The sequence below is a fragment of the Trinickia sp. EG282A genome (genome assembly GCF_040965455.1).
In the GTDB taxonomy this organism is placed as follows: domain Bacteria; phylum Pseudomonadota; class Gammaproteobacteria; order Burkholderiales; family Burkholderiaceae; genus Trinickia; species Trinickia symbiotica.
On record NZ_JBFRCC010000001.1, the window covers coordinates 462593 to 489355 of the forward strand.

Below are 26763 nucleotides of genomic sequence, written 5' to 3' on the forward strand. Positions count from 1 at the left end.
TCCTCAGTAGAATCCCGCGATCGCACCTGTCAGCACTACGATGGATACACGTCTTTCCGCGCAAGACCTGCGGACTCTTGCCTCCGGGCTTCAGCACAATCGGTTGCTCAAGCTGAAATTTCCGAAAGGCGACGCGCCCTACGACGTTTTGCTCGTCAATCGCTTGGAGGGAAATGAGTACTTATCCCGCGATTTCGAATTTGCCGTCGAGATACTGTCCGATAACGCGCATCTCGACGTTAACGATTTCACGGGAAGATTGATTTATGTCCAATTGCTACGCAATGACGGCAGCGTGCGGTATTTCAGCGGGTACATATTCGCGTTCCGGCATCTCAAAACCGATGGCGGCATTGCGTTCTACGAGGCGCAAGTCGCGCCATGGCTGCGCTACCTGAAATACCGCAAGAACAACCGCGTGTTGCGCGACATGAGTTTGCGCGGTCAAGCGGCCACCTTGTTCCAGGATTACGGCGCGCTGCCCATGTGGGATTGGCGGGTGCGCGAGGCGGATCCGCCCATGACGATGGCGTGCCAGTTCGATGAGGACGATCACAACTACTTGCATCGGCGGTGGGAGCACGCGGGCCTGACGTACTGGTACGAGCATGCGGCCGACTCTCATCAACTCATCGTGGCGGACCCGACGCGAGTCGTGCCCGCGATCGATGGCGAGACGCCCGATATCGAGTTTCAGAACGAGGCCGGATCGCTCGAGGCGGACGGCATTGCGTCGTGGTCGCCGATTCAGCAGGTGACGTCCACGCATACGGCGCTGACGCGGGCCGACTTCAAGAACCCGGGGATCAACCCGGGCACGGTTTCGGGCGTAGCCGATGCGCAGATCGACGGCTGGAACGGCCGGGGGCCGAAGCTCGAGTGGTACGAGTACGCGGGGGCGTACGGCTATTGCGATTCGCGCGACGGCGCGCGGCAGGCTGCGCGCCGGATCGACGCGATTGCCGCTGGCGCCCGGCAGTTCGCCGGGGCCGGCAACTGCCGCTTCATCATGCCGGGCCGCTGGTTTCGGCTGACCGATCACTATGGCTCGTCACTGAACGGCGCGCGGCAAGACAGTGAGTTTCTAATTGTGTCGACTCGCCACGTTGCGACGAACAACTACTTGCAGGGGACGGGCGCCGCGGCGACGTATCGCAACGAATTCACCTGCGTCAGCCGGAGCACGCCGTGGCGGCCGCCTCGCGGTTATAGCAGCGTCGACACGCGGATTCTCGCGCCGCAGACGGCAACTGTCGTGGGGCCGCCCGGCGAGAGCCTCTATACGGATGAGCACGGGCGCTGCCTGGTGCGCTTCCATTGGGATCGGGAAGGGGCGAACACCACGTGGGTGCGCGTGTCGAGTGCGTGGGCCGGCGGTAGCCAAGGGATGGTTGCGCTGCCTCGCATTGGCTCGGAAGTCATCGTGCAATGGCTCGACGGCAATCCCGACCGTCCCGTGATCACGGGACGCGTGATGAACGCGAAGAACCTCGCTGCTTGGCAACTGCCGCAGCAGCGCGCGCTCACGGGTATCCGCAGCCGCGAGCTGAACGGCGATGCGGGTAATGCCGCGTCGGGTCGCAGCAATCACTTGCTCTTCGACGATACGGCGAATGCCATCCAGACGCAGCTACGCAGCGATCATGCGGCCAGTCAGCTCTCGCTGGGCAGCATCACGCGTATCGAGAACTGGTGGGGGCGTCAGGATGCGCGGGGTGAGGGTTTTGAGTTGCGTACCGATGCCGTCGGCGCGATCCGCTCGGGCAAGGGCATGCTCGTGAGCACCGAAGTACGGCCGCACGGGACGGCGCATATCTCGGACGTGAGCGAGCCTGCATCTCGGCTTGCGAAGGCCGGCAGGCTGCAAGGACAGCTCGGCAAGCTTGCGCAACAGCATCAGGCGCAAGACAGTGGGGCCGACCAGACGAGTGTCGCCGATGCGTTGCAGTCGCAGGTCGACGGAATCAAGGGCATTAGCGGCGCGACTGGCGACGGCTCATTTCCCGAGCTCGACGAAGCACATTTGCTCCTCGCGGGCGCTGCGGGGACGGCAGTCACTACGCCGGCGACGGCGCACCTCACCGGTGGACAACACGTCGCCATCACTTCTGGCGAGAACGTCTCGATTGCCACGGGCAAGTCGCTGCTTGCCAGCGTCTCTGAGAAGTTCTCAGTCTTCGCGCATCGAATGGGTATGAAGCTCATCGCCGCGAGCGGCAAGGTCCAGGTACAGGCGCAAAACGATGACCTCGAACTGTTGGCGAAGAAGGTCGTGTCGATCATCAGCACGACGGACTGGATCAACCTCACGGCGAAGCAGGGCATCCGCCTGCACGCGGGTAACAGCGAACTCGTGATCAGCGCGGAAGGCATCAAGGGCTTCACGCCGGGCGAGAACATCGTGCATGCGGGCAATCACGCCACGATGGGGCCCCAGAGCATACCCGCGACTTTTCCGGGCGCGGACCTGTGCTCCTCGCTGTCGAGCGGAGCGGCACAGAGTGGCGCAGCGTCCGTTGCTCTTACGTAACTTCGGCACGGTCGCGTACATATGAGCAAACTCCCACCGATGCAAGTTATACCCGAGCCGTCGCTGCCGCTCACGCACGGCTTTTTGCTGATCGAACCGGCGACGATAAGCTATGAGCCCATCTTGCAGCCACTTGCTATGCATCCGTGCACGCCGCGCGCGCTGACGCATCGCGAAGAGCTGATGCCGCGGCTTGTCGATTTGGCATCGCTCGAGCGTGATCAGCAGGAAAGGGTGAGCGATATCTGGCGCGATGAGGCCGCAGCGCACCGCCCCCCTCTGATCTGCGCGTGGCTCGACAGCGAAGGAGACGTCGACGAACTGGCTCGCCATATCGCACGCTACCTCGTCGGACCAGGTGAAGACGGCAGGCCCGTCTTCTGGCGCTACTACGATCCGCGGGTACTGAGCCTGGCGCTCGCCGTTCTTGATCCAATTCAGCGCACGGCGATGCTTGGTCCAGTGAAGGATTGGCAGTTTGCATGGGCGGGACATCAGTGGCGGGTTAGTGGTCCCGGGACGCTCGCGGACGAAATGGACGGGCATGTGCCGGCGTGGCCGAGGCCGGATCAGTGGCCGCGCATCAACTGCAGTGAGATTGCGGCGAGCGTAGTGGAGCGATTATCGGCGATGTCCGTGGAAGAAGCGGTGCGCCTGCCAGCGGAACTGGATCGCATTTTTTCTGAAGTGGTCCGGCGCGGCTGGCTGCGCAATGCAGACGCACTTATCGACTACGCATGGCATTGCCTGCGATACGGCCAAGCGCTCGAACAGCATCCCGCGGTAGTGGAGGTCTGGCCAGCACTTGTTAGAGGCAAAGTGGCCTGGCGCGACGTCAAGGCGCAGCTCACTCTCGACGATTTCCGAGGAGCGGGAACAACGGCCCGTGTCGCGTAAAACCTGAAGGAATAACAACTGTGTCTGCAAGCTGCTCCCTTTGTGATCGGAAGTCGTTGTTACTGTACCCCGTACGGTATGCAGTTGCATGTCCACGCGGTGCTGCAAAAGCGCCTGCCTTGTCGGGGAACTTCAAGATCGACAGTCGCGCTCCCGGGTCGGTCGCCACTGCCAAATACACATTACGTGCGCTGCGCGCAGGCTACCTGTACACGTACGACGAGAAGCGCGAGCGCTTGCGCGCCTACATGGTGCTTCCCAATGGGCTGATGTGGAGCTTTGTCCCGGGCATGCGGCCGCCTCCGGAAGAATTGGTGGCGCAAGCCGCCAACGGCTGCGTGTTCGCAGGCGATCTGAAGTTCATGTCGCTGGGCCGCTGCATGGACGTCGAACACACGCCGGGCGTCGATGAAGCGACCAACCTGTGGATTGGCTGGTCGAATGTCGCTTGGACGAAGACGCTCGTCGAAAACGCCAGCAGCGCGGAGCGTGGCCCGCAATGGCGCAAACTGCACATGCAATGCATCGACATCAAGGCGATGCTCAAGGGCGGCGCCGAGCATACAGGCGAATTCCAGGCTCATCGGCGCAATGTGGCGCACTTTTCGATGGACGATCGTGGTCTACAGGAGGCGTTCGAATTCAGCAACACGCCGACGCAGGAGGAAAGCCGGCAGCGCAATGTCGCTGATCGTATCGGCCGGGCAATGGCGCAAACGCCGAATGAGAAGGGCTTCATCGTTGCAGTTAACGATCCGGTGGGTCTAACCAACGACCTGGCAGAGCTCACCGTGCCGAGCACGTACAACGGATTCGATGAGCAAACATTTTGGAAGGCGACGAGCCTCCAACTGCTGAAGCGAGCAGAGGCAGGCATTCGCGCGCGTGCGCGCGAAACCACTGGGCTATCGTACGCTCTTTCCAAGACCATCGCGGACGCCAACGTTGCGAACGCCGCTGCGGGTGTCGGCGAGCCTATGCCCGACATGCTGGGCTTTTTCAGGGTCATCGCGGGTGCGTTTAAGAGCGGTAGTCTCGAGCAGGCGGTAAAGGAGGAAGAGAAGAAGATGAACCACATCGCCGCTACGCGAGATGCGGCAGCGGAAAAAGCGTGGCAAGACGCTTCGACGAAGATTGATGCGCAGGGCCGCCGAGTCAGTGTGCTCGACGAGAACGCAATCAAGAACTTCCCAACCGAATATCAGAAAAAGCTCGACGAGTTCCGGCCGACTTGGGAGCCACTCGTGCATGCACACGTGGCTTGGCTGAATTCGGATTTGCTGAAAGACTGGCTGACTGGTGTCACTGACCGCAAAGACATTCGTAGCGGCTACGCATACAGCGAATCGGTGGCGCAGGCGATCGGCGCAGGCGCGGGCACCGACGCTTGCATGAAATTGCTGAACGACTGGCTGGCATTGCCGCGTCTATCGGATACTCGGAACTTGTTTGCGCGCGCATTGCTGTTCAGCCAGGATGACCTGATGAGAGCCGCCGACGCGCAGATACACGGATCGGACGTTCAGTACGAAGCATTCATGAACATCTACAAGGGGGCGATCAAAAGATTCGAGGACTCTCACGGCGATGTCCCGCTGCGCGACCGGTTGATGCTGACCACGGCAAACGTCATTGTATCGACGCTGGCGAAGGCGGCACACGGCGCTGGCTGGAGCCTCTTGATGATCCGTCTGCATTTGCAAGCTGGTGTGACGATCAAGCCGTCGGCGGTTAGCAAGCTCCAGGTCCGTGACTGGATACTGGATGAGACGCGGTCGCGGGGTATCGACCTCGAAGCAACCCGTGGCGAACAGCGGCAAGCGGCGACACAGGTAGCCAAGCAAGCGCTGAAGACGGCGGGTGCGGACGCCGACATGGTGCTACTGCAACTCGATACCGACACGTTGCAGCGGACTGGCAAGATTGAAGAGGGTGCGATCAGGGGCGTCAAAGTGCCTGGGGTCGAGACGATGAAAAAGTGGCTTGGCTCCGCGGCATCGACGGACTTCAACCTCGGCGTCGCGACTGCGGTTATTCAGATGTTCACGCTTACTTTTGCGACGAAGGACTGGCTGGGTAGTGATCAGTTCAGTAACGACGAGAACCGGAAGAAGTTGTTTGCGTGCGTTGCTTCGATCTTCGGAAATGTCGTTGAGACGGCATTTTCCACTGTGGAAGCGGCCAACAAGCATCCGCACCCCCTTTCGTCGTTTATCCTCAGGCAGTGGGCAGGCGCAGAGCGATTTGCGCAGGTAGGAATTTATGGTGGGCGCGCAATTGGTGCCTTTGCAGGGGCAGCGCTCGCATGGACGGATTTGTTCAAGAATGCCCCAGAGGCGAAACAGGCTGGCGACAAGTGGCTAGAGCGGCTCTATTACGTAAGCGGTGCGCTGGGCGCATATGCAGCGATCGTCTCTGTTACTGGCGTAGTCCCGGGATTCTGGCCGGTTTTCGTACTTTCAATTATCGTGAGCACCGGTATTGCCGAGTTGAAAGCATCACAAATGAAAGATTGGATCTCACGCTGCAAATTTAGCACGGCTGAGCATTACACTTCGCTTGATGCCGAACTCAACGCATTCAACTCAGCCGCAGGAGATTTAGCACGTGGATGAACGCTTAATGAAGAACTGTGTCGGCAAGCTAGTGCCTGAGTGGGACATTGCGCATCGCCTGCCGATTGATCGACCGGTAGGACCCGACATCCAGGAGACAGGAGCGACCTTCCGGATGAATTCCGTCTACATGGATGTGATCGAGCCTTCTTTTCTAGAGAAGCAATGGTTTATTGCGGCCGCAGCGATGGCTTTTGCGGCCATAGGCATCGGGCCATACATGTACGACCCGGGCGACGTCATAACGAACTGCATGTCGTTCATTATTGCTGCTGGGTTTGCGGGGTTAACATGGAAATTGGGTCGTGGCCTTTTTTTTGGTTTGCGCCGTCGCCCGATCCGCTTCCATCGCGGCGAGCGCAAACTATATGCGATCCGCAAACGTCGCTTCTTTGCCAAGCCCGGCGAAGGCGATGTCGTGTGGGAGGTGCCCTGGACTGAAGACTCCATCTTCTGCCTGCACCGGGAAATCACCACGTTCGGCAAGGTGTTTCACATCCGGCACTACACGCTCGACGAGCGTCACAACGTCGCACGCGTATTCTCGATCGGTCGCGAATGGATGAGCGAGGCCGAGGTGAAGCTGCTGCTCGCGCAGTGGAATTACTGGTGTCAGTATATGAATAGTGGGCCGGCCGGCTTGCCGGAGCCGATGTTGTTCCATACGGAAAAAGAGACCCCGCGCGAATCATTTCTCTTCTCGTTGTACGGCGTCGGCCTACGGGCGCCGGTCCTCTACCGCATCATCATGATGCCGTTCATCCTCGTGTTCACGGTGATGCGCATCATCGCGAACGCGACTTGCCGCGATCCGATCTGGCCGGACGCAATCAAACGTATTTGCACCATCGCGCGTGACGATCCCTACGCGGAACCGCGCGAAGGCACACCGGTGGGTTGGGGGCAAACAGTTCTCGCTCAGCGTCGTGGCGAATATCCGGATGATCCGAAGGGCAAGGTCGACAACTGGCAAGGGGAGCCAGACGGCGCTGCCAATGCCGACTTATGGCTGCAAGATCGACCGCCGCGAGGTTTCGCTGAAGCGTGAGCGCGGTAGCTTATCGGCTTCTTGTGGAGCTAGCTACTAAATACATGGATGAATCAATGATCCCGCGTCAGGTGGGAAAACCGATCCCGGAGTGGGCTCTGCGACGCCGCCTGCCTATCGATGGCCAGCTGGGCGCTGACCTAGCGACGGTGGTACGAACTTTTCGATGTACACGTTCGGCTTACAGCAAGCCGCGCGCGAAACTCTGGGCCATGGACGATCCGCCGAAGGACCTTGTCGACAAGTGAAGGGGATCGATCGATGAAAGACGAAAACGGCCGCGGCGTAGTCCGTCTCCATGACAAGACAACGCACGGCGGGGAAGTGATCACGGCGTGCCTTGACATCAAGGCAATGGGTATCCCCGTGGCACTGCAGGACGACATGACGTGGTGCCCGAAGTGTCAGGGCAAATTCAGAATCCTGCCGGAGAACAGCACACGGACTCACGATGGACGAGCCGTTGCTTACGATAACGACCCAACCGAATGTGGCGCGCGACTGATTTCATCGTTGCAGTCAGGCGTCTAAGCGAAACCCGTAACGCTCGAAACTGCCGGCTTGCAAGGAATACCAATGAGAACGATGCGCTTCGCCATGGCGCTTTGCGCCAGTCTGCTTACCCCGATCTCTTATGCGAAAGAGCCTGCAATGAGTGATACCAAGACCTACTGTGTCGGACGTTTCCTGGTAGATGTACCCGCAGAGGCAGAAATCAACGGGCAGGCATATGAGTACATGTTTGGACGAATCGACTCCACAGCATCGACCGAGAGTGAAGAATACTTCGTGCAGGAGATGATCCAGCGCGGAGCGGAACTTCGCGCGGGGAAGCACAAAAAGCAATATGCGTTAACGGGCGTAAAAAGTCCTTCTACGAGTATTCGAATCTTCGAGATTTCACGGACGCTACTGACCGGGCCATCAGTGGGTGTCGAGGCGTATAAATGGGATAACGGGTACGTGTTTTCGATGAAGGAAACAGGCTTCGATCTATCCCGATACTCGAGCGTGCTGTCTACTCTTGAAACCGAGCTGCTCCCCAATCTCCGGGCGCGCGCCGCCGATGAGATTCCGTCGCAGCCAGGCTTCTGCCTCAAGAACGGCTTCATGGCGAATGACGGTAAGACCTCTCAGTACGAGGAAGCCGGAATGAGCTTCAGGTTCCCTCGCTGGCCAGGCGTGGTCGTCACAGTCAATGCCAGCACTACAGTGAAAGCGGGCGAGAAGACTTTGCTACAGAGAATTGATAGCACCCCGGTGCCGGCTGTCCTACAGGGCGTAATCGTCCAAATGAAGACGCTCCGAAAAGGGAAACGTGAGGTAAATGGGCGCGAGGGCGAGGAAGTGTTGTGGACGTTTCCGACGGAGGAGGGGTTCCGCACGCATCAGTTCCAGTGGGAAGCGCAAGGCACATTGAATCAGCCGCTGAGGCCGGATCTTACCGTCGAGTTCGAAACCGGACAGCGGGGCGCCAATGGCGCGCCACAACGCCCGCGCCTGTCCGATGAGGAGGCGATTCGCGTCTTCGACGCTATCGTAAATTCCGTCCGGTTACGCCCAGCAGATGGCGGCAATGTCAGCGAGAGTCGGCCGCCGACAAGATCGCCGCTTGGCACGCTTGCGCAAACCGGCACCCCATTGTCCGCAGACGGGTTGGCGAAAATCGTACAACGGGCGACGCCTGTCGCCGAGCTTCCGCAGTAAGGAGTGATATGCCGGTTGCCAAGACAATGATGATGCTGTGCGCCAGCCTAGTAACCTTGACTTGCTGCGCGAATGAGCCGCCGATGAGCAATACGAAAACCTACTGCATTGGCCGATATCTGGTAGACCTTCCGGCCGACGCACAGATCAACGGGCAGGCATACGATTACAAGTACGGTCGGATCGACTCCAGTAAGAGCAGCGAGAGCGAAGGCGTTCGTTAAGGAGATGGTCGAGCGCGAAACGCAACTGAAGGCCGGGAAACATGAAAAGGGGTACGCCTTGATCAGTGTGCGGAGGCCCAGTCAATCGATCGCGATCTTTCAGCTTTCCCGACAACTGCTCATGGGACCCTCTCTTGGTTTTGAAGCACATCGATGGAACAAGGGGCGCGCGTTCATGCTCCAGCAAACAGGTACTATTCCGGCACAATACGAGTCCATATTGACGGACGTGCAAACCAATGTGTTGCCGAACTTGTACGCTCGGGAGCGAGACGATATTCCCTCCGAGCCGGGTTTTTGCCTGAAAGATGGTTTCATTGCAAACGACGGCATGAGCTCGCAATTCGAAGATGCGGTGATCAGTTTCAAATTTGCTCAGTGGCCTGGTGTCCTGGTGTCCATCGAAACGATGACGGTCACCAAACTTGGGCAACCTTCCTTGCTCCAGCGGGTCGATGGCGTCGGCCTGCCAGGCGCTTTGATGAACCTAGTGAGTCAAATTCGGATATTGCGGCGCGGACAACGCACGATTAATGGCCGCGCGGGCGAAGAAATCCTGTCGACCCTTCCCACGGACGGTGGCTATCGCCTGCATCAATTCCACTGGGAGGCCGATGGTACGGAAGTTAGCAACGCGCTCAAGCCCACCATTACGGTCGAGCTGGAAAGCGGAGTGACGCGAGAGAACGGCGTTCCGACGCGCCCGCTGCTTACGAATGAGGAAGCTATTGCGCTGTTTGACGCTGTAGCTAACTCCGTTCGGTTGAGGCCGGTGAGAGGGACTCATTGACGTCCGTCTCTGCCGCCATGCTGTCCACCGCGCAGGTCGTCTCGCACACGAAGCTAGTAGCTTCGACGGTTACTCTCGGCGAAACGAAGGCCACGTTCGAGCGACCGAACCACGAGCCAGCATCGGAAAAAGACAAGTCCAATACGGGGGGACGGCACCGTGCCGCTGCCGTCGGGAGAATTGATTGCCCAAATCTTCATCGCGGCTCAATGCCTTCAGATTGCTCAGTGCAAGGAATGAAATGCACGTTGCCAAGACATTGACGGTGCTTTGCGCCAGTTTCATTACCCTGACTTGCCACGCGAAAGCGCCTCACATGAGCGACATAAGGACCTACTGCATCGGCCGGTATGTGGTTGACGTTCCTGCCGATGCGCAGATCAACGGTGAAGACTACCGGTACATGTTCGGCCGCATCGAATCGCAAGCCACACCATTCGATATAGAGTCGTTTAACAAAATGGTGGACCGGCGTGCGGATGAGCTACGCGCGATCAATGAGGACAAGGGGAGGACGCTGAAAGGGACCATCTCCGCTACACCGACAGCAAGGGCTTTGATTACGTCGGAAAACGTGTTCGGTTCAAAAAACTATGGCTTCGAGGCGTACTGGCTCGCCCAACACACCCTCTTTACGCTGAAAGCCATGGACATGGACGAGGTCGTGTTCGAAACAAGGGTATTGCCGAAGCTCCAAAACCAGCTCTTGCCCCATCTACAAGCGCGCTCGCAGGAAGAAACGCCGACCCAGCCCGGCTTCTGCCTGAAAGACGGTTTCATTGCAAACGATGGCACGACCTCCCAATTCGAGAACGCCGCAATCAGTTTCAAGTTTGCACAATGGCCTGGCGTGCTCGTTTCCGTCCAGACGATGACTGTCACCAAACTTGGGCAACCTTCCTTGTTCCAGCGGGTCGATGGCGTCGGCCTGCCAGACGCTTTCAAGAACCTAGTGAGCCAGATCAGGATATTGAGGCGCGGACAACGCACGATTAATGGCCGCGCGGGCGAAGAGATTTTGTCGACCCTTCCTACGGACGCTGGCTATCGCCTGCATCAGTTCCAATGGGAGGCCGATGGTATGGAAGTTAGCAACGGGCTCAAGCCGACCATTACGGTCGAGCTGGAAAGCGGAATGACGCAAGAGAACGGCGTTCCGACGCGCCCGCTGCTTACGGATGAGCAAGCGATTGCACTCTTCGATGCCGTAGCCAACTCGGTCCGGTTGAGGCCAGTGATTACCGCTGAGACCCCGAAATTCAGGCCTCACCCATAAACCACTAAATCATCGACGGATGCCCGACGGAATAGGGGTTATGCACCGCATCGCCTTCGAGCACGGCGAGCAGCTGCTGCGTGTGCGCATCCACAGTAAACCGCGTCCGATACGTCGCCTCGGCTCTTGCGCGCATCTTCGCGCGCTCGGCTTCATCGAGCGCGAACCATCGCCGCAAATTGCGCGTAGCACCCTCCACGGTATCAGGCGCAACCAACCCAGCGCCATCCGCGGCCACCTCACGCCAGATATTGACCTTATCCGAGATCAACACAGGCAGACCGCAAGCCAGCGCCTCCACGACGGCAATCCCGAAGTTCTCCTGATGCGACGGCAGTGCAAACGCATCGCTTGCACGGAAGGCTCCCCACTTGAGATCGCCTTCGAGCATCCCCGTCCACGTGACCCGTGCATCGACACCTTCGCGCGCCGCGACAGCGCGCAACTCAGCCATGACCTGGTCCTCGCCCGGACCGGCAAAAACGAGATGCGCCTCAGGCACATCGCGCGCGATCGCCGCAAACGCCTGAACCAGCAGATCACAACCCTTTTTCGGATGAATGCGCCCGAGGAACAGCAGGATGCGCTTGCCCACCAACTCAGGGTACGCCGCGCGAAACGCCTCAAGATGCCGCGCCATATCCGCAGGCGGCTTCCCTGTGCCATACGAGACCACCTGCTCGCGTGCGCGATAGAGCCAGAACGACCGCCGCGCGAGAACGCGCTCTTCCTCGGTCGTGAATAGAACGGCCTGCGCGTCGCGCAGCACGCGGTATTCGGCCCACGGCCAATAAAGCCATTTCTTCAGATGCTTGAGCGGATACGTGCGCTTGAACCACGGATCGAGCATGCCGTGCGGAAACACGTAATAACGCACACCGAGCCCGCGCAACGCCTGCCACGCGGAAAAGCTGTGATATTGCCAAAGGCCGTTGACGATGACGGCATCGAAGCGCGGTCCGTGCTCGCGCAACCATGGCACCGCATGCGGCGTGCGCCCATACTTTCCTTGCCCAGGCCCCAGCGCCGCAACGGGCAGCGGAAAATCCGCGCGAAACGCGGCGAGGAATGGCGCATCGGGCGCATCGAGCGAAGCCGTCTCGACGCGGTGTCCAAGCGCCGCGAGCGCTAGCGCGCTTTGCCGTACGCCCTCGGCGGGGCCGCCCGCTCGAGGGTCCAGCGTGGCTGTCAGGTGCAGGATTCTCATTTCAGTACGCGTGGGTAGCCCCGAGCGTGCTGAGCGCCCCGTCGGGGGCAGTAAACGCAGGGAGCGTAGGGGTAGTTTTCAATCAATCGGCTCAACTCGGCTCAACTCGGCTCGATACGCTCGTCGTCACCGGCAACCGCATCCGCGGGCGGACGCGCGGCACCAGGCGCCGGCGCGGGACGCATGCGCGGCGGCGCAACGAGGCGCGGCTCGAGCCGCGGCGCATAGTCGCCGGGCACGGAGGGACCGACTCCACCCGGGCCGTCGTCGCTGCCGCCGCCGATGGGCTGCGGCGGTACCGGCGCAGGGCGCATCCGCGCGCCGAGTCGCCGAAGCTGAACGTGCATGGCGACCATCAGCCCAAGCGACAAGCCGAAGATAAGACCGGAAAAGCGCGGACCGAGCGGATTGCCGCCGATCGATGTGGCCGGCAACGCGGCCGTGAGCAGAATCGCGCGGCCGAGCACGGGCAGATAGGGCGCATTGGGGACGGCCGCGCGCCATCGCCGGTACGTGATCAATGCGCGCATCAGGGCATAAAGAATGGCGAACGGCATCGCGATGCCGAACAACAGCCCGCCCGCGAAGAATTGATACACCCAGAAGTTGTGCCCCGCGGCCCAGTCATGCTGCGCGTAGAAGTCCGTCTTGCTCATCTGGCCTTTGAGGTCCGGCAGGTAGGCGGGCGAATAGCGATATTCGTGACCATAGCCCTCGCCGATCAGCTTCGATAGCGTCGTCGACGTCACCTCGTCGTACTGGTACTTCATCTCGGCGAGACGGGTGATCGTCGTCGGGTCCTTGCCCGTCGTCGTGTCCTTCTCGGCATAGAAAAGGCGCTCGGTCCAGTGCTGGGCGACGTTCGGGAAGAACGACATCGCGCCGATTGCCATGGCCCCGAGCAGGATCGATGCAAAGGTGGCGCGCAACATCGCGCGCACGACATATTGGATCGAGGGCGCGCTCATCCAGATGGCGAGCACGAAGAGCAGCGCCGTGCCGACGAGCAGGCTGCGCGTCACGCTCAAGAGCTCAATGACGACGGTCATCATGAAAATGCCGAGCGTCAACACAGTGAACCGCTTGGCGATGACGAACTCATGCAGCAGCACGCCTTGCAACCCGAGGAACGTGGCGGACACGATCCGATAACGCACATCGGCGAGCGGGCCGCCCGTCGCCAAGCCATAGACGAACGTGAAAGCGAGGCTGATGACGTTGGCCCAGAAGATCGCCTTTTCGAACTGCTCGATGCGCGCTTCGTGCCACGGCCGGCAGGCGACGATGAAGCCGAGCTGGAAAAGCACGAACGGCAGCAACACGCGCAGGTATTGGCCGAAGTCGTTCCCTTTCACCAGTTGCGTGATGATGCTCGCCGGCACGGCAAGCACGAGCGCGAACGAGACGAACGCCCGCAGGCGCGAGTGCTCGGCGAAACGGGGCGCGATGAGCATGAGCATCGCGCCCGCAAAGAGTGTCGGCACGGCGAGCAGGATCTGCGCGAGGTGGCTCGACGTGTCGCTGACCGCTTTGTAGTCCATCGCGAGCGGGCAGATGAAGAGCCAAATCCACAGACTGGCGTACAAGTTGTTGCGCGTTGCACGATTGCCGGCAAGCGTCGGGTGATAAGGCACGGCTGCCATCGGATCGGTTCCCTTTCGTTGCATGGGCGAGACGGTCCGTGGTGGGTTTCCTCGGAGCTGCAAGGACCGGTTTTTCCAGCCGACTATAGCGCCGTACACCACCCGGAAATCGCCTGATGGCGGACGCGCACTATCGTTCGGCGGACCGGGACAGACAGAATGCTGCGCCGCGGCACGCTCGCCCTCTGAGGGTCACGCAAATACCGAGCAAGGTTGTTGCGTTGTCCGCGTTCGCAGCGAAATTGGCGGACGCATGCGGGCGGCTCATCGGAAGATCGCAGCAACGACGAGGCGTGCTTTACGCGTGCCGCCCACGGGCGGTGAGCGGCATCGCAAGGAGCACTGGAGACTCCGTCTCTACTCGCTTGCTCACAGACCCTGGGCATTTGCTCGTAACAAGAAGGGGCCAGATACCATGAATAATCTGTTCGGGGGAGCCAAGGCGATCGTGCGAAATCGGACGATCGAACTGGACTTCCTACGTGGCATCGCAATCATCGCGGTAATGGGATATCACTTCCATTACGTGGATACCGGCATTCGGCTAGTCCCGATCATCGAATATCCGTTTACGCATTTCGGTCGTGAGGGCGTCAACCTGTTCTTCACGTTGAGCGGCTTTCTCGTCGGCGGGCTGCTGCTGCGGCAATATGCCGATACGGGCAGGGTCGACGCGTGGACCTTCATCGTGCGCCGGATCTTCAAGATCTGGCCCGCCTACTACGTTCTGATCGCGTTTCACGTCATCGCGCACCACCATCCGACGAGCACGTTTCTCTGGCAGAACTCCCTGCATTTGCAGAACTATCTCGGCACGTCGATCAAGCAGACCTGGAGCCTTTCGGTCGAAGAGCATTTCTATCTGTTGCTGCCGGCCCTGCTGTTCTTGTTCGCACGCTGGCGTCTGCGCGCCAACGCGATCCTGGGGGTGCTCGGCTTCATCTGCGTCCTGGTGCTCATCGCCCGCTCGATCGAGGTGGCCGGCGGCGGGATCGACCAGGCATTCTTCTATACGCAGTACCGCATCGACAGCCTGCTCGCCGGCGTGATGCTCGCGGCCGTCTATTGGATGAAGCCCGATCTCTATCGGAAGCTCGCGAGCCGCAAGGGCTGGCTGCTCGCGATCGTCACTTTCCTGATGGGATGGCTGGCCTTCGCGACGAAGCACATTCCGCTCGACGAGAGTATCGGCTATACGATTCAGGCGTTCGGCTATGTGGCGCTCATCGTCCTGATGCTCGAGCATTCGGGCACGCTCGCGCGCAACTGGCTTTTCCGCGCGGTGGCGTGGGTCGGCGTCTACTCGTACGGCATCTATCTTTGGCACTCCATCGCCTTCACGCCAGCCGACATCCTGATCGCGAAGGCGACTGCGCTGGGCTTGCCGAAGCTCGTCATCTGGGCCGCCGCGCTGACCCTGCAGACGACGATTGCAATCGGGACGGGTTGGGCGACGACACGTCTCATCGAATTCCCATTCCTGAAGATCCGCAACGCACTGTTCCCGGCGCCTCGCGCACTCGTGGGCAACGATGGCGTGACGACAGCGCCTGTGCCGATCGTGCCGAAACCCGCCGAGGACGAAGCGACTGCTTCGGGGGCTGCCGGCGAGAACGCGCGTCCTCCTATCGTCGGTGGGCAGACGTTGTGAACGCGTTGTGAATGAACAAGAGGTCGAGAAGGAAGAGATAGCCCCTGCGTTCCGCCAGGGGCAAGCGAGCGGCGCGGCCCCAACCTAACTTGTGGCCGCCGCCATGTTCACGTCTTTATTCCATTGCTTCCCGCAGCGTTTGCTTGAACTGCTCGAGCGTATTGCGTTCGAGCAATTGCTCGTGCGACGGGCCACCGAGTGCGGTACTAGCGGCAGTAGCGGCGCTCGACGGATCGTCGGAGCGCTTGTCGTCGAATACGTTCTCGACGGCGCTGACGATCGCCTCGGGTGAGAGATCGTCGATCACGGGGCCCATCTCGCCGCTGCGGCAAAACCAGCCGATGAGCCCGTCTGCCGTTGCAATGACGGGTTTTTTGAATCGATACGCCTGCACGAGCACGCCGCTCATTCCGTAATGACCTTTGTACCCGAGCCAGACCGCATCGCACGCGGAAAAGAGATCGAGCTCCATCTCGTTCGTCACGAAGAGATCGAGCAGTACGGGTGCCGGCTTGAGGCGCTGCGCATGAAACGCGAGGAATTCGCGCGTCGCGGCGTCCTGCTCGCCCGCAACGACGAGCGTGGGGGCTTGCGCGGCGCGCTGTTCGTCGCGACTCATCTGCTCCAGCGCCATGACGAGCTCGCGGATGCCCTTGCGCTCGGTGATCGATCCGTAGACGAGCAGATGCGGGCCGCTCGACAATCTGAGCCGCTCGCGGGCGCGCGCGGGATCGTCCGCGCGTGCGTCGGGAAACGGATCGGCCAGGTACCGGATCGCTGCGCCGCGCGAGCCGAGCGCGCGCGCACTCCATTCCGGCAGCGTCGGGTCGATCGACAGCAGCGCGCGAATGCCCGGCGCGCGCATGGCCCGGCGAAAGAGAAGCGACTTGACGGTATTGGCCACCTTTTGGTCGGGCGCCTTCACGCCGACTTTCCTATGGTGGAACGTGGCGCGCATCGTAATGCCGATCCAAGGTGTTTCGCCGAACGGAGAGCCGAGGAACGGCAGCGCATAAAGAAAGTAGTCGACGTACGGCACGACGACGAGCGCCACCGGTTGAAAGTCGCTCAGAAGCCCGTATGCATAGCGGAAATAACGGTGATAGCGAACATACTGAATGCGCTCCAGCCGCGACAGCGCGTTGCGCCACGGCTCGGGAGGATCGACGAAAGCGATCTCGAGATCGTTGCGGCCAGCCGCCACGATCTTGCGCGCGAGCCGATGATCCTCGTTGCGCGATTCCGTCACGATGAGGCAGCGATAGCCGGCTTCCGTATAGGCTTCGGCGGCCCATTGCGCATAGCGCCACCGGTGTCCGGTGAAGTTGGGCTCGATGATGAGCACGCTTTCCCGCATGTGTTTGGCCTGCGCCGGTGGCTGCAACGTCTGGGGGACTGCCTCGGGAATGGCATGTGCTGCTGGGGGGGAGATTGCATTGGTCATCGCGTATTCGATTGTCGCGCTGGCGCGTCTCGTAGTACCGATGGCGAAACACTAGCACCGGCGCAAAGCTGGGGGACGCCAATTTGCTGGTGCGTTGGCGGAAAAAGACAGGGGATGCGCGAAGGCTGGCGTGGAATGCCTATTTGATGGCGCTTCTTGCTGCCGTCTACACGCTACTTTGTCCTCCACCAATCTTTCAATTAAGTAGGTTTTGCCATCGTGAGGCCACGTGAGTGATTTGTGGGGCAGGGAAGTGAGAGCAGGCAGGGTCGCGGCTTTGTCGGTGCGCGCGAGCCTCGGTGCGAGCGCCGCTACATGGGTGCTGCTTCAGCAGGTGGCGGTGCGCGGGCTCGTCGCAATCAAGTTTCTTGCGATCGGCCGCATCCTGGGGCCGGCCGCGATCGGCAGCGTCAGCGTGGCGCTGCTGGCCGTGGCGATTGCCGAGTCGCTCTCCGACACAGGTTTGGCGCAGGCGGTGATCCAGGGCCGCGAAGCGCCCACGCGTGACGAGCTTTCGGCCGTCTGGACGACGCTCGTCGCGCGCGGCATCTTCGTGGGGCTGTTGCTCGTCGCGCTCGCGCCACTGATGGAGAGTCAGTTTCATATGACGGGCGAGCTGTTGCTGCTGCAACTCGCCGCTTTGCTGCCGCTCATTCGCGGTATCGCGTCGCCGACTTACTTCGTCATTCAGCGGGAACGCCGGTTTCAGCACATCGCGTTCGTCGAGATCGCCGCGGCGATGGCCGACTGCTCGGTCGGCCTTCTGCTCGCGCTCGGGGGCGCCGGCGCCTACTCGGTGCTGATCGGCATGGCGCTCGGCGAGGCGTTGAAGAGCACGCTCACGTGGGCAACGATGACGCCGCGGCCGCCGCTGCGCGTGCGCTGGCACGGCATCGGCCATTACGTCGCGTTCTCGCGCTGGATCTGGGCGAGCAGCGTCGTCAATCTCGTGCTCAACCAGTTCGACAAGATCGTCGTCGGCAAGATGCTCGGGCCGGCGCAACTCGGCGCCTATCAAATGTCTTCGCGACTTGCGCAGATGCTGCTCGCCGATGCGGCAATCGCGATGTCGCAGTACCTCTTCCCGACTTTCTCGGCGCATCACCGCAGCGATGCCAAAAAGGCGGCGCGTATTTTCAAGCTCTATCTCGCGGCCGCCGTCGTCGGTCTTGCCGTCGTCGTGCTCCTGCTTCGCTGGCTCGCCGCGCCGCTCTTCTCGCTCGTGCTCGGCGCACAGTGGATGTCGGCCGTGCCGCTCTTTCGCATATTCGTCATCAACATGTCGCTCGGTGCGCTCATCGCCGTGCTCGTCGCCTATCTGCGCGCCGTCGGCGATGCGAAGGCGGCGACGCACGCGTCTGTGATGCAGGTGATCGTGTTGTTCTCCGTCGTGCCGCCCGCGACGCATTATTGGGGCGTAACTGGTATCGCCTGGGGCATGACGGCAGGACTCGGAACCGCTGTTGCGTGGATGCTTTATCGAACGGTAAAGGCTCGCTGATGTTGCGCATTTTGCATCTTGTCCTGGCGCCGCGGCTGTCGGGCGCCGAGGTGCTCGCCAAGGAACTCGCGGTGCACCAGCGGCGCGAAGGCAACGTCGTGTGCGTGACTTCGCTCCTTCCCGAGCACGGCGACTTCGCGTCGCTGCGGGGGGAACTCGCCCATAACGACGTGGCCTGTCGCTTTCCGCGCAAGCGCCATTCGATCGCGGGCAAGCTCTGGCATCTCTTTCAGGTCGTCCGCTCGATGCGGCCCGACGTCATCTTCGCGCACGCGACGATTCCGGCCTTTTATGTGCGCGCGTTGCCGATCGCGGCGCCGATCGTCTATGTCATGCACTCGGCGACGAACGATTTCGAGCGCCAGCTCTTTCGGCGCGTCGAGCGCATTCTCTCGGCGCGCGCGCGGGCCGTCGTCGGCGTGTCGAGGACGAATGTCGAGGACTACCTCGCCAATGTCGGGCCGCACCCGCTGATGATCGTGATTCCGAACGGCGTCGACACCGCTCGCTTTCTCAACCACGTACCGCCCGAGGACGTGGTGCGTCGGCCGCAGATCGTGCAGATCGGGCGCTACACGGAAGTCAAGAACCAGATACAGACCGTGCACGCCTTCGCGGAGGTCTTGCGTGAGGCGCCCGACGCTCACCTGCTGCTATGCGGCGTCATAGAAGACCCCGACTACTACGCCGCCGTGGTCGAACTCGTCCACAAGCTCGGGCTCGCGGAGTCGGTCGTCGTCGAAGGCCCGCGCACCGACGTCGAGAAAATGCTCGCCGAAGCGAGCGTCTTCGCGATGCCGTCCTATTCGGAAGGTCACAGCATCGCGTTTCTCGAAGCCCTCGCGTCGGGCATTCCCATCGTCGCGAGCGCCATTGGGCCGTTCACGTTCGCTCAGGATTTTCCGGGCGTGCAGCTTCTCGATACGGACGATACGGCCGCTTATGCACGCGCGCTGCTTAGAGCGCTTCGGCAACAGCGCGCGGCGCGCGAGCTCAAAGGCCTCACGCTGCAGGACTCGGCTGAGCAATATCTGGCCGTGGCGCGGCGCGTGGCGCGGCATCGGGATGCGGAACTTCGGGTCTGAATCGGGGCGCGTTTGCGGCTCGCAGGTCGTCCGATCGGTTTCGCGTGATTCGATTCGATCGCGGCGTCAAAGCATCAGATCATGGCGAGCCGCAATCCGACGAGCACGAGCACCGCGGCGAGCAGATTGCGCAGCAGCGCTTCGGGCGAGCGCGAGGACAGGTGACTGCCGACGGCGATGCCGGGCAGTGAGCCGATCAGTAGCGAGAGCAACATTGCACCATCGACCGATCCCAGCAGCCAGTGACCGATGCCCGCGACCAGCGTGAGCGGCACCGCGTGCGCAATGTCTGAGCCGACGATGCGTGACGTCGGCAGCCTCGGGTACAGCAGCAGCAGTACGGTCACGCCGATCGCGCCGGCACCGACCGATGTCAGGGAGACGAGCACGCCGAGCACGGCGCCCGTCACGATCGTCCAGAAGGCCGTGCGAGCGGGCGATTCCTGACGCTGTCCGGCGTTCAGGCGGCTGGCGAGGGCGGTCAGTTGCGGACGCAGCACGAGCGCGAGTGACGTGATCAGCAAGGCCACCCCGAGCACGACTTGGAGAAAGGCGGTCGACGCAGGCGAATGCGTGCTGTAACGATGAAGCAGCCACAACGTCACGGCAGCGGCCGGCACGCTGCCTGCCGCGAGGCGGCCGGTCACGCGCCAGTCCACTGACCCTTTGAAGCCGTGCACGAGCGTACCGGTGGCTTTGGTCACCGCGGCGTAGAGCAGATCGGTGCCGACGGCGGTGGCCGGATGCACGCCGAAGAGCAGCACGAGCAGCGGCGTCATGAGCGAGCCTCCGCCGACGCCCGTCAGCCCGACGAGGAAGCCCACCGCAAGGCCGGACAGCGAATAGAGCGGATCGATATGGGGCAAAACCATGTTTTCGATAAGGAGAGCCGCGCGTTGCGGCGCAGGTGGTGATTGAACGATCGGCCGTCGCGGGCGTCGCGACGCAAAATTTCAGCGTCAAAGACCGCCATTGTCGCAAAACCTGCGAGCGGGCGCTTGTTTTGCTGCGGGGAAAAAAGGTTTTGTCCAGCCGCCGCTGTGGCGAGCGGACCGACTGAAAGGTACTACAAGTTGGCGGATGGGCCAGAGAGGCGCGCGATAATTTCGTGCAGGCGCAAAGGCGACTGTTCGGCGCATATGAATGATGATTGCCGAAGCCTCGCGGGGGGGCGAAGCGGTGGGGAATAGGGGACGAGAAAGACACTATGCGCATACTTCAGCTGATCCTTGCGCCTCGGCTTTCGGGCGCTGAGATGCTGGTCAAAGGCATCGCGATCGATCATCAACAAAGCGGACACACAGTCTGCATCGCTTCGCTGTTGCCTGCGCACGGCGACTTCGCGCTCGCCGCCCGCGAGCTCGCAGCCCATCGCGTCACGTGCGTTTTTCCGTCGCGGCGCTACGAGAAGCTTGGCCGCCTGCTTTTTCTCTATCGTGCCATCCGGCGTTTCAAGCCCGACGTCATCTTCGCGCATGCGACGATACCGGCGCTCTACGTGCGGGCCTTGCCCGTTCGAGTGCCGATCGTCTGGGTCATGCACTCGGGCGTCAACGACTTCCTCGAAAACAATCTGATCCAGCGCGCGGAGCGCCTGCTGTCGTTGCGCGCGAAGGCTGTCATCGGCGTGTCGCAGAAAAACGTCGATGAATATCTGAAGGCGATCGGCCGCCATCCGGCGCTCGTCGTCGTGCCGAACGGCGTCGATGCCGCGCGCTTTCGCAAGGCGCTCAACGACGAACGTATCGCGGCCGGCGACGAGCAGGAGGGCACGAGCGCGCCGGCCCCTTCGAAGCGGGTCGTGCAGGTGGGGCGTTATATTGCGGAGAAGGGGCAGCTCCAGACGGTGCGCGCGTTCAAGCGCATGCTCGACTTCGAGCCCGACGCGTGCCTCCTGCTGTGCGGCGTGATCGAGGATCGCGCCTATCACGATGCTGTCTCCGCGCTCGCCGACGAGCTCGGCATCGCTTCGCGCGTCGAGATCAGAGGGCCGCAGGGAAACGTGGACGAGATCCTCGGCACCTCGAGCGTGTTCGCCATGCCATCTCGTTTCGAGGCGCACAGCATTGGCTTTCTCGAAGCGCTGGCATCGGGGATACCGATCGTCGCGAACGCGATTCCCTCGTTCAACTTCGCGCGCGGCTGGCCCGGCGTGCAGCTCATCGATACATCGGATACCGAGCGTTACGGGCGCGCGCTTGCCGCGGCGCTCGGCGAGCCGCGAACGGAGCGGCCGCTCGAAGGAATGACGCTCGAGGACACCGCCGAGCGTTATCTCGCGATTGCACGCCAAGTGATCGGATAAGCCCGGTCAGGCTCTGCTCCGCTGAGTGGGGCGGGCGAAATGCGCGTCTATTGCAGTCGATCGAGGCGCAGCGTTTCCGTATAGCGGCCCGGCAACTGCGAGTAGCGCTCGAGCGAGCCAATCCGCTTGCCTTGCGGGTCGAGCGGATAGACGGCTAACGCGGGCGCGCCACCCGTGAAGTGGAATTCATCGAGCGGTGCATTCGTGCGCTCGAAGAGCGCGATGAGCGGTGCGCGGCCACCTGTCGCGTCGCGGCGCGTCACGAGGGCGGGCAGCATATCGGCCCACGAGATCTGGGCGATCGTTCCCGCATGAGTGGGGACCGCGAATCGACGACCCGGCACAATCGTCCAGACGTCGATGTTCGCGTGGTCCGCGCTGTCCGGTTGGCGTGCGCTGAATACGACGAGGCCATCAAGTTCGCCCTTGTTCTGGTTTGCCTCATCGAGCGGGCCCACCGCGATCTTCGCGCGCTCGAACGGCAAACCGGCGAAACGCTGCCTATTCGATGGCGCGGCGAATGCCCGGCCCGAACTTGCAATCGACGAAACGGCCAGTGCGCCGTCGCCGTCCTCCACCGCGATGAGCCCGGTGCGCGACGATCCATGGACGCGTGCCGCGAAGAATTGTGTCGCGGGTGCGAGCGGCGCTGCCGCGCGCCATAACGATGGGGCATTGCCCGTGTCGCCTCGGCTCGTCAGCACCCATAAGTCGTCGCCACGGCCGTCTGGCCTGACCTGGGCCGCCATCACGTCGGCACGTCCTTCTCCGTCGAAGTCGCCCGCCACGTATTGCTGCGCGCGTTCGGGCGCGAGTGTGGGCGTGGTCTTGTACCAGAGTCGCGGCGCGCCGAACGCGCCGCCTTCGTTCGGCAATAGCCAGAACGCGGTGCCGCCGTCCTCCGCCGGCGCGATGACCATCAGATCGGCTCGGCCCTTTCCTTCGAAGTCGGCGAGCAGAAACCGCGTTGAGTCGAAGCAAAGCGTATCGCCGCGACAGGTCGGCGCGATGGCCTTGCTGTCGAACGGCACGACGTTGCCGTACCAGCGGGTCGCGTGCGCCTCCGGTGCAAGCGGCGCGACCATGACGTCGAAGCCGGGGCCGTCGCCGCGGCGCTCGACATAGACGGCGCTCGGCTGACCGTCGCCCGTCACATCGCCATACATCGCGGCCGACAAGCGCAAGTCCGTCCAGCGCGAGTGCGGCGTCATCGTCCAGCGATAGTCGGCGGTTCGCGCGTTGCAGGCGGCGAGGGCGGGCACGCCGTCCTTCGCGCCGAGACAGTGGTTGAGCGGCGTGCGCACAATGCCGAAGTCCCAAGGCGTGAAACGTTGTGCGATATCGCTCGCGTCGCACGGTTCCTCGACGAGCGTGGCGCGGCGTTCGGCCACGCAGCGCGACGATGCGACGCTCACGAGCGCCGCATCATGCGAACTGCCTGGATAACTCGGCAGCGGGCGCCAGCTCCATTGCTGCGCCAGGCTGCCATCGCAGGTCGCCAGCCGCGGCGATGCAGGGCCGCCCGTCGCATTCGGACCCGGCTCGGCGAGGCACTCGCTCGTTCGCTCGTTGACGAGGCTGACGGCGGGCATGCCGCCGCCCGCCTTGCCGTCGAAGAAATAACGGCGCGCGACCCAGTTGCCGTTCCATTCGTATTCGCCGAATACCTGCTCCGTGCTGCCGCCATCGCTATCGATCGCGAAGTAGCTCGCCACTTCGTCGCGCTTTCGCTGCGTCTTCACGCCCGGCACGTTCGCCGGCAGCGCGCTCGTCACATAGGTGAGGTGATAGACGATCGGGGCTTTGGTGCCGATCTCTCGCGCGGCTTCACGCGTGATTCGCGCTGCGTAGATGTGGTCCGGGTGTTCGAGGAAGGGCAGGGTATCGGGATTGAGCGTATAGATCTCGCTGGCGCTCGAGAGGATGTCGCCTAGCGTGGCGATGATGTGGGCACGATCGTAATGCCCGGCGATGCGGCTGCCGCTCGCGTGGTTGTCGGCTGTGTTGCTCGTACCACGGGCATTCCCTTCGGTCATCCCACCGGGATTCCTTTCAGTCATCCCACGGGGATTCCCCCCGGTCATCCCACCGGGATTCCTTTCAGTCATCCCACCGGGATTCCCTCCGGTCATCGGGTAAGTGGCGATCGTTTCGCCTTCGTCCCACAGCAAGCCGAGCGGCACGCGCCCGCCGCGCACCTGGCCGCCGGGCAAGCGCACCTCGAGGAGCACGATATGCGGTGCCGCGTTCAGCACCATCCTGTGCACGGGCTCGCCCGCGATCCAAACGGTAGATTCCGTCCATTGGTCGGGCACGCCGGCCATTCGCGCATAGGCCTGGCGGACGCCGCGCTCGCGCGTCAGCACGTAGCCGAAACTCGCATTGTTCGCGCCGCCGATGAGATGAACGGTGACGATGCACCAGCCCGCGCGCAGTCGATCGGTGATGCCGGGATTGACGAAGAGGAGGTCGTCGTCGAGGTGGGCGACGACGGTGACGAGCGTGCCGGCGCCGCAATCCGCCGGCAGCCGGAACGGCGTGGCGGCCTGCGCTGCCGGCGGCGACTGGAAGTACCGCAACGCGATCAGATCGGAAAACCCCAGTGTGCCGATGACGAGCGCAAGCACGGCGAACCAGAGCGAAGCTGGCAGCGGCTTCTTCGATGGCATGAACATTCCCCCCGGAAGGCGGCGAGCTCCCGCCGCCGCCAAGGCAAGGAGCTTACCGTGTCGTGCCGGCGCCGCGTGTGTCCGCCTGTGCGCTAGCCCTCATATGCTGACTACGTGTGCGCATGCGATTGCTCCGCCGCGCGCGGCTGCGTGAGCGCGCTGACGATGAGCAGCACGATGATGTTCAGCGACAACGCGACAAGCCCGATGTTGAGATCCTTGAGCTTGTCGGGCAGGAACGGGAACCACGAGCCGATGCTCGCATGCGTCAGTGTCGTGATGGCGACGATGGCGACGCCCGCGACGATGCCGGCGAATGCGCCTTGTTTCGTGACCCAGCGCCGCGCCGCGAGGCTCGCGATGACGGCCGGGAACAATTGCGTCACGAAGCTGTAGCCCATGAGCAGGAGCGCGACGATCGTTTCGCCGCCATGGAGCGTAAAGCCGACGGCCACGAGCGCGATGATCGGCACGAGAATGCGCGCGACCTGACCGACGCGCGCCTCGGGCGCGGCGCGGTCGATCGCGCCGCGATAGATGTCGTTGGCAATCAGCGTGGCGGCGGCATTGAGGATCATCGAGCCCGGCACGAGGGCGGTCAGCACGCCCGCGGCGCCGATCACGCCGACGAACCAGGGATCGAACGTCTGCAGCGAGATCTTGAAGAGCGACAGGTCGATATCGCTGCCTTTGAGTCCCGGGACTTTAAGAACCGCCGAAAAGCCGACGATGAAGACGAACAGCAGGATCAATTGGTAGATCGGCAGAATGGCGGCGTTGCGCCGGAAGACGCGCTCGTCGCGCGCCGTGAAGCACGAGGCGAACGTATGCGGCCACATGAAGAAGCCGAGCGCCGTCAGCAGCACCGTGGACTGGAACCACGACACGCTCGAGCCTTTCTCGGGGAACGAGAGGAAGCCGGGCTTGGCCGCGTCGATTGCATGGAACATCGATCCGATGCCACCGTAGTAGTGGATCGGCAGATAGATGCCGAGGAAGAGAACGACGCCGAGGATCATCAGATCCTTGATGACCGAATTCCAGGCCGAGCCGCGCACGCCCGATATCGTGACGTAGGCGGTCACGACGATCGCCCCGATCCAGATCGCGGCGGCCGGGGGAATCGCGCCGTAGGAGGTCGTTTCGACGATGATCCCGAGACCCTTGAACTGCAGGACGAGATAGGGGACGAGCGCGACCACGTCGACGACCGCCACGAGCACGCCGAGCGCGTGGCTCGAATACTTGCTCGACAGAAAGTGCGGCTGCGACACGAGCCGGTTCGCCTTGGCATAGCGCCAGATCGGCGGCAGCAGCCAGTACGAGATGATGTAGGCGAGCGTTGCGTAAGGGAGGATATAGAAAACGGCTGCGCCCTTGCCGTAGGCGAAGCCGCTGCCGCCGAGGAACGTAAACGTCGTGTAGATTTCGCCCGCCATCAGCAAAAAGACGAAGGCGGTGCCGAAGCTGCGGCCGCCGACGGACCACTGCTCGAGATTCATGTCGTGCCCGTGCCGGGCGCGCACCCCGAGCACGAGGGCGAGCACCGTAAAGGCGGCGATGATGAGAAGCGCGCTGCTCATGGGCGGACCTCCTCGGCACCTTTGCCCGATACGCGGTTGGCCGGGTCGAGCCAGTAGACGACGCCCATGATGATGGCCGTCAGCACGACCCAGGCGACGATCCAGGCCAGCACGAGCGGCAAGCCAAGCACGAGCGGTTCGACGCGATTGACGAAAGGGACGCCGACGAGCACGCCGATGAACGGCAGCGCGGCGAGCAACCGAAGAAACATGGTGGTTTCACTCCTGGAAGGCCAGTTGGACGACGAAGAGCGCACTTGCGTCACGACTCTATGCCCGATACCTTCGCCGCGTAAAGGATTTCAAAAAGCGGGCCAGGGTGCGCGCAGGCGGTAAATTCGCCGAGAGCCAAGGCGCGGCGGCCGATTGTCTTTCACCAGGCCAGCGGCAAAGTTAGGGAATCTCCTTACCATTGACGTAGCGACGGATTTTTCCGCGTCGTGCGTTTAAACGAGAAGACACCGCCGTCCGGCGCCACCGGCGGCCACCGCGCCGGTGCTTTCACCGGGCCGAAAAAACGCTGAAAGATCGAAGGGAAGGAGCGGAAACAGTGACACGCAAGACCGAGTCCCTGCATGGCGCGGTGGC

Annotated in this window: 20 protein-coding genes; 13 read left to right on the forward strand and 7 right to left on the reverse strand. The window is 62.1% G+C overall.

What is annotated here, in order from left to right:
* Positions 1-40: 40 nt before the first annotated feature.
* The 9 genes from AB4Y31_RS02090 (at position 41) to AB4Y31_RS02130 (ending at position 11087) form a co-directional block, all read left to right on the forward strand.
* Positions 41-2530, forward strand: coding sequence for a type VI secretion system Vgr family protein (locus tag AB4Y31_RS02090; RefSeq protein ID WP_368672495.1), 2490 nt, complete (start codon positions 41-43; stop codon positions 2528-2530).
* A gap of 138 nt (positions 2531-2668) precedes the next feature.
* Entirely contained in the window at positions 2669-3427 is a 759-nt protein-coding gene (locus tag AB4Y31_RS02095) for a DUF4123 domain-containing protein (protein WP_368673424.1), read from the forward strand.
* A 20-nt stretch (positions 3428-3447) separates the two neighbouring features.
* Positions 3448-6042, forward strand: a complete 2595-nt coding sequence (locus AB4Y31_RS02100; RefSeq protein ID WP_368672496.1) for a T6SS effector BTH_I2691 family protein — start codon at positions 3448-3450, stop codon at positions 6040-6042.
* Positions 6035-7090 carry a DUF6708 domain-containing protein gene (locus tag AB4Y31_RS02105; RefSeq protein WP_368672497.1) on the forward strand — a complete coding sequence of 352 codons (1056 nt, stop codon included), beginning with the start codon at positions 6035-6037 and terminating at the stop codon, positions 7088-7090. Before AB4Y31_RS02100 ends, AB4Y31_RS02105 begins: the two co-directional genes overlap by 8 nt.
* A gap of 261 nt (positions 7091-7351) precedes the next feature.
* Complete coding sequence (locus tag AB4Y31_RS02110) at positions 7352-7621, forward strand: PAAR domain-containing protein (RefSeq protein WP_368672498.1); 270 nt, start codon at positions 7352-7354, stop codon at positions 7619-7621.
* Between the two features lie 45 nt (positions 7622-7666).
* Positions 7667-8797 (forward strand): T6SS immunity protein Tli4 family protein, encoded by a 1131-nt coding sequence (locus tag AB4Y31_RS02115; protein WP_368672499.1) that lies wholly within the window; start codon positions 7667-7669, stop codon positions 8795-8797.
* Positions 8798-8880: 83 nt separating this feature from the next.
* Entirely contained in the window at positions 8881-9021 is a 141-nt protein-coding gene (locus AB4Y31_RS02120; protein WP_368672500.1) for a hypothetical protein, read from the forward strand.
* A 4-nt stretch (positions 9022-9025) separates the two neighbouring features.
* Positions 9026-9811, forward strand: a complete 786-nt coding sequence (locus tag AB4Y31_RS02125; protein WP_368672501.1) for a T6SS immunity protein Tli4 family protein — start codon at positions 9026-9028, stop codon at positions 9809-9811.
* A gap of 241 nt (positions 9812-10052) precedes the next feature.
* Positions 10053-11087 carry a T6SS immunity protein Tli4 family protein gene (locus tag AB4Y31_RS02130; RefSeq protein WP_368672502.1) on the forward strand — a complete coding sequence of 345 codons (1035 nt, stop codon included), beginning with the start codon at positions 10053-10055 and terminating at the stop codon, positions 11085-11087.
* 4 nt (positions 11088-11091) lie between these two features.
* On the opposite strand, the gene AB4Y31_RS02135 is transcribed toward AB4Y31_RS02130, so the two are convergent.
* Positions 11092-12294, reverse strand: coding sequence for a glycosyltransferase (locus tag AB4Y31_RS02135; protein WP_368672503.1), 1203 nt, complete (start codon positions 12292-12294; stop codon positions 11092-11094).
* A 101-nt stretch (positions 12295-12395) separates the two neighbouring features.
* Complete coding sequence (locus tag AB4Y31_RS02140; RefSeq protein ID WP_368673425.1) at positions 12396-13937, reverse strand: hypothetical protein; 1542 nt, start codon at positions 13935-13937, stop codon at positions 12396-12398.
* 415 nt (positions 13938-14352) lie between these two features.
* Here AB4Y31_RS02140 and AB4Y31_RS02145 point away from each other — a divergent pair, with 415 nt between their 5' ends.
* Entirely contained in the window at positions 14353-15588 is a 1236-nt protein-coding gene (locus AB4Y31_RS02145; protein ID WP_368672504.1) for an acyltransferase family protein, read from the forward strand.
* A 115-nt stretch (positions 15589-15703) separates the two neighbouring features.
* Here the strand turns inward: AB4Y31_RS02145 and AB4Y31_RS02150 are convergent, their stop codons facing one another.
* Positions 15704-16945 (reverse strand): glycosyltransferase, encoded by a 1242-nt coding sequence (locus AB4Y31_RS02150; protein WP_368673426.1) that lies wholly within the window; start codon positions 16943-16945, stop codon positions 15704-15706.
* Between the two features lie 340 nt (positions 16946-17285).
* Between AB4Y31_RS02150 and AB4Y31_RS02155 the strand changes: the two genes are divergently transcribed.
* Complete coding sequence (locus tag AB4Y31_RS02155) at positions 17286-18533, forward strand: oligosaccharide flippase family protein (protein WP_026229995.1); 1248 nt, start codon at positions 17286-17288, stop codon at positions 18531-18533.
* Positions 18533-19618, forward strand: coding sequence for a glycosyltransferase family 4 protein (locus tag AB4Y31_RS02160; protein ID WP_368672505.1), 1086 nt, complete (start codon positions 18533-18535; stop codon positions 19616-19618). The genes AB4Y31_RS02155 and AB4Y31_RS02160 overlap by 1 nt, the downstream gene beginning before the upstream one ends.
* A 74-nt stretch (positions 19619-19692) precedes the next feature.
* Here AB4Y31_RS02160 and AB4Y31_RS02165 read toward each other — a convergent pair whose 3' ends face one another.
* Positions 19693-20490 (reverse strand): sulfite exporter TauE/SafE family protein, encoded by a 798-nt coding sequence (locus AB4Y31_RS02165; protein WP_368672506.1) that lies wholly within the window; start codon positions 20488-20490, stop codon positions 19693-19695.
* Positions 20491-20825: 335 nt separating this feature from the next.
* Between AB4Y31_RS02165 and AB4Y31_RS02170 the strand changes: the two genes are divergently transcribed.
* Positions 20826-21923 (forward strand): glycosyltransferase family 4 protein, encoded by a 1098-nt coding sequence (locus AB4Y31_RS02170; protein WP_368672507.1) that lies wholly within the window; start codon positions 20826-20828, stop codon positions 21921-21923.
* A 47-nt stretch (positions 21924-21970) separates the two neighbouring features.
* On the opposite strand, the gene AB4Y31_RS02175 is transcribed toward AB4Y31_RS02170, so the two are convergent.
* From AB4Y31_RS02175 to AB4Y31_RS02185, 3 genes are all read right to left on the reverse strand, one after another.
* A complete protein-coding gene (locus AB4Y31_RS02175) occupies positions 21971-24592 on the reverse strand; it encodes a hypothetical protein (RefSeq protein WP_368672508.1) in 2622 nt (873 codons plus the stop codon).
* Positions 24593-24702: 110 nt separating this feature from the next.
* The gene (locus AB4Y31_RS02180) at positions 24703-26175 is read right to left on the reverse strand and encodes a sodium:solute symporter (RefSeq protein ID WP_368672509.1); all 1473 of its coding nucleotides are present in this window, start codon (positions 26173-26175) and stop codon (positions 24703-24705) included.
* Positions 26172-26387, reverse strand: a complete 216-nt coding sequence (locus tag AB4Y31_RS02185) for a DUF3311 domain-containing protein (protein WP_368672510.1) — start codon at positions 26385-26387, stop codon at positions 26172-26174. The genes AB4Y31_RS02180 and AB4Y31_RS02185 overlap by 4 nt, the downstream gene beginning before the upstream one ends.
* Positions 26388-26763: the final 376 nt, after the last annotated feature.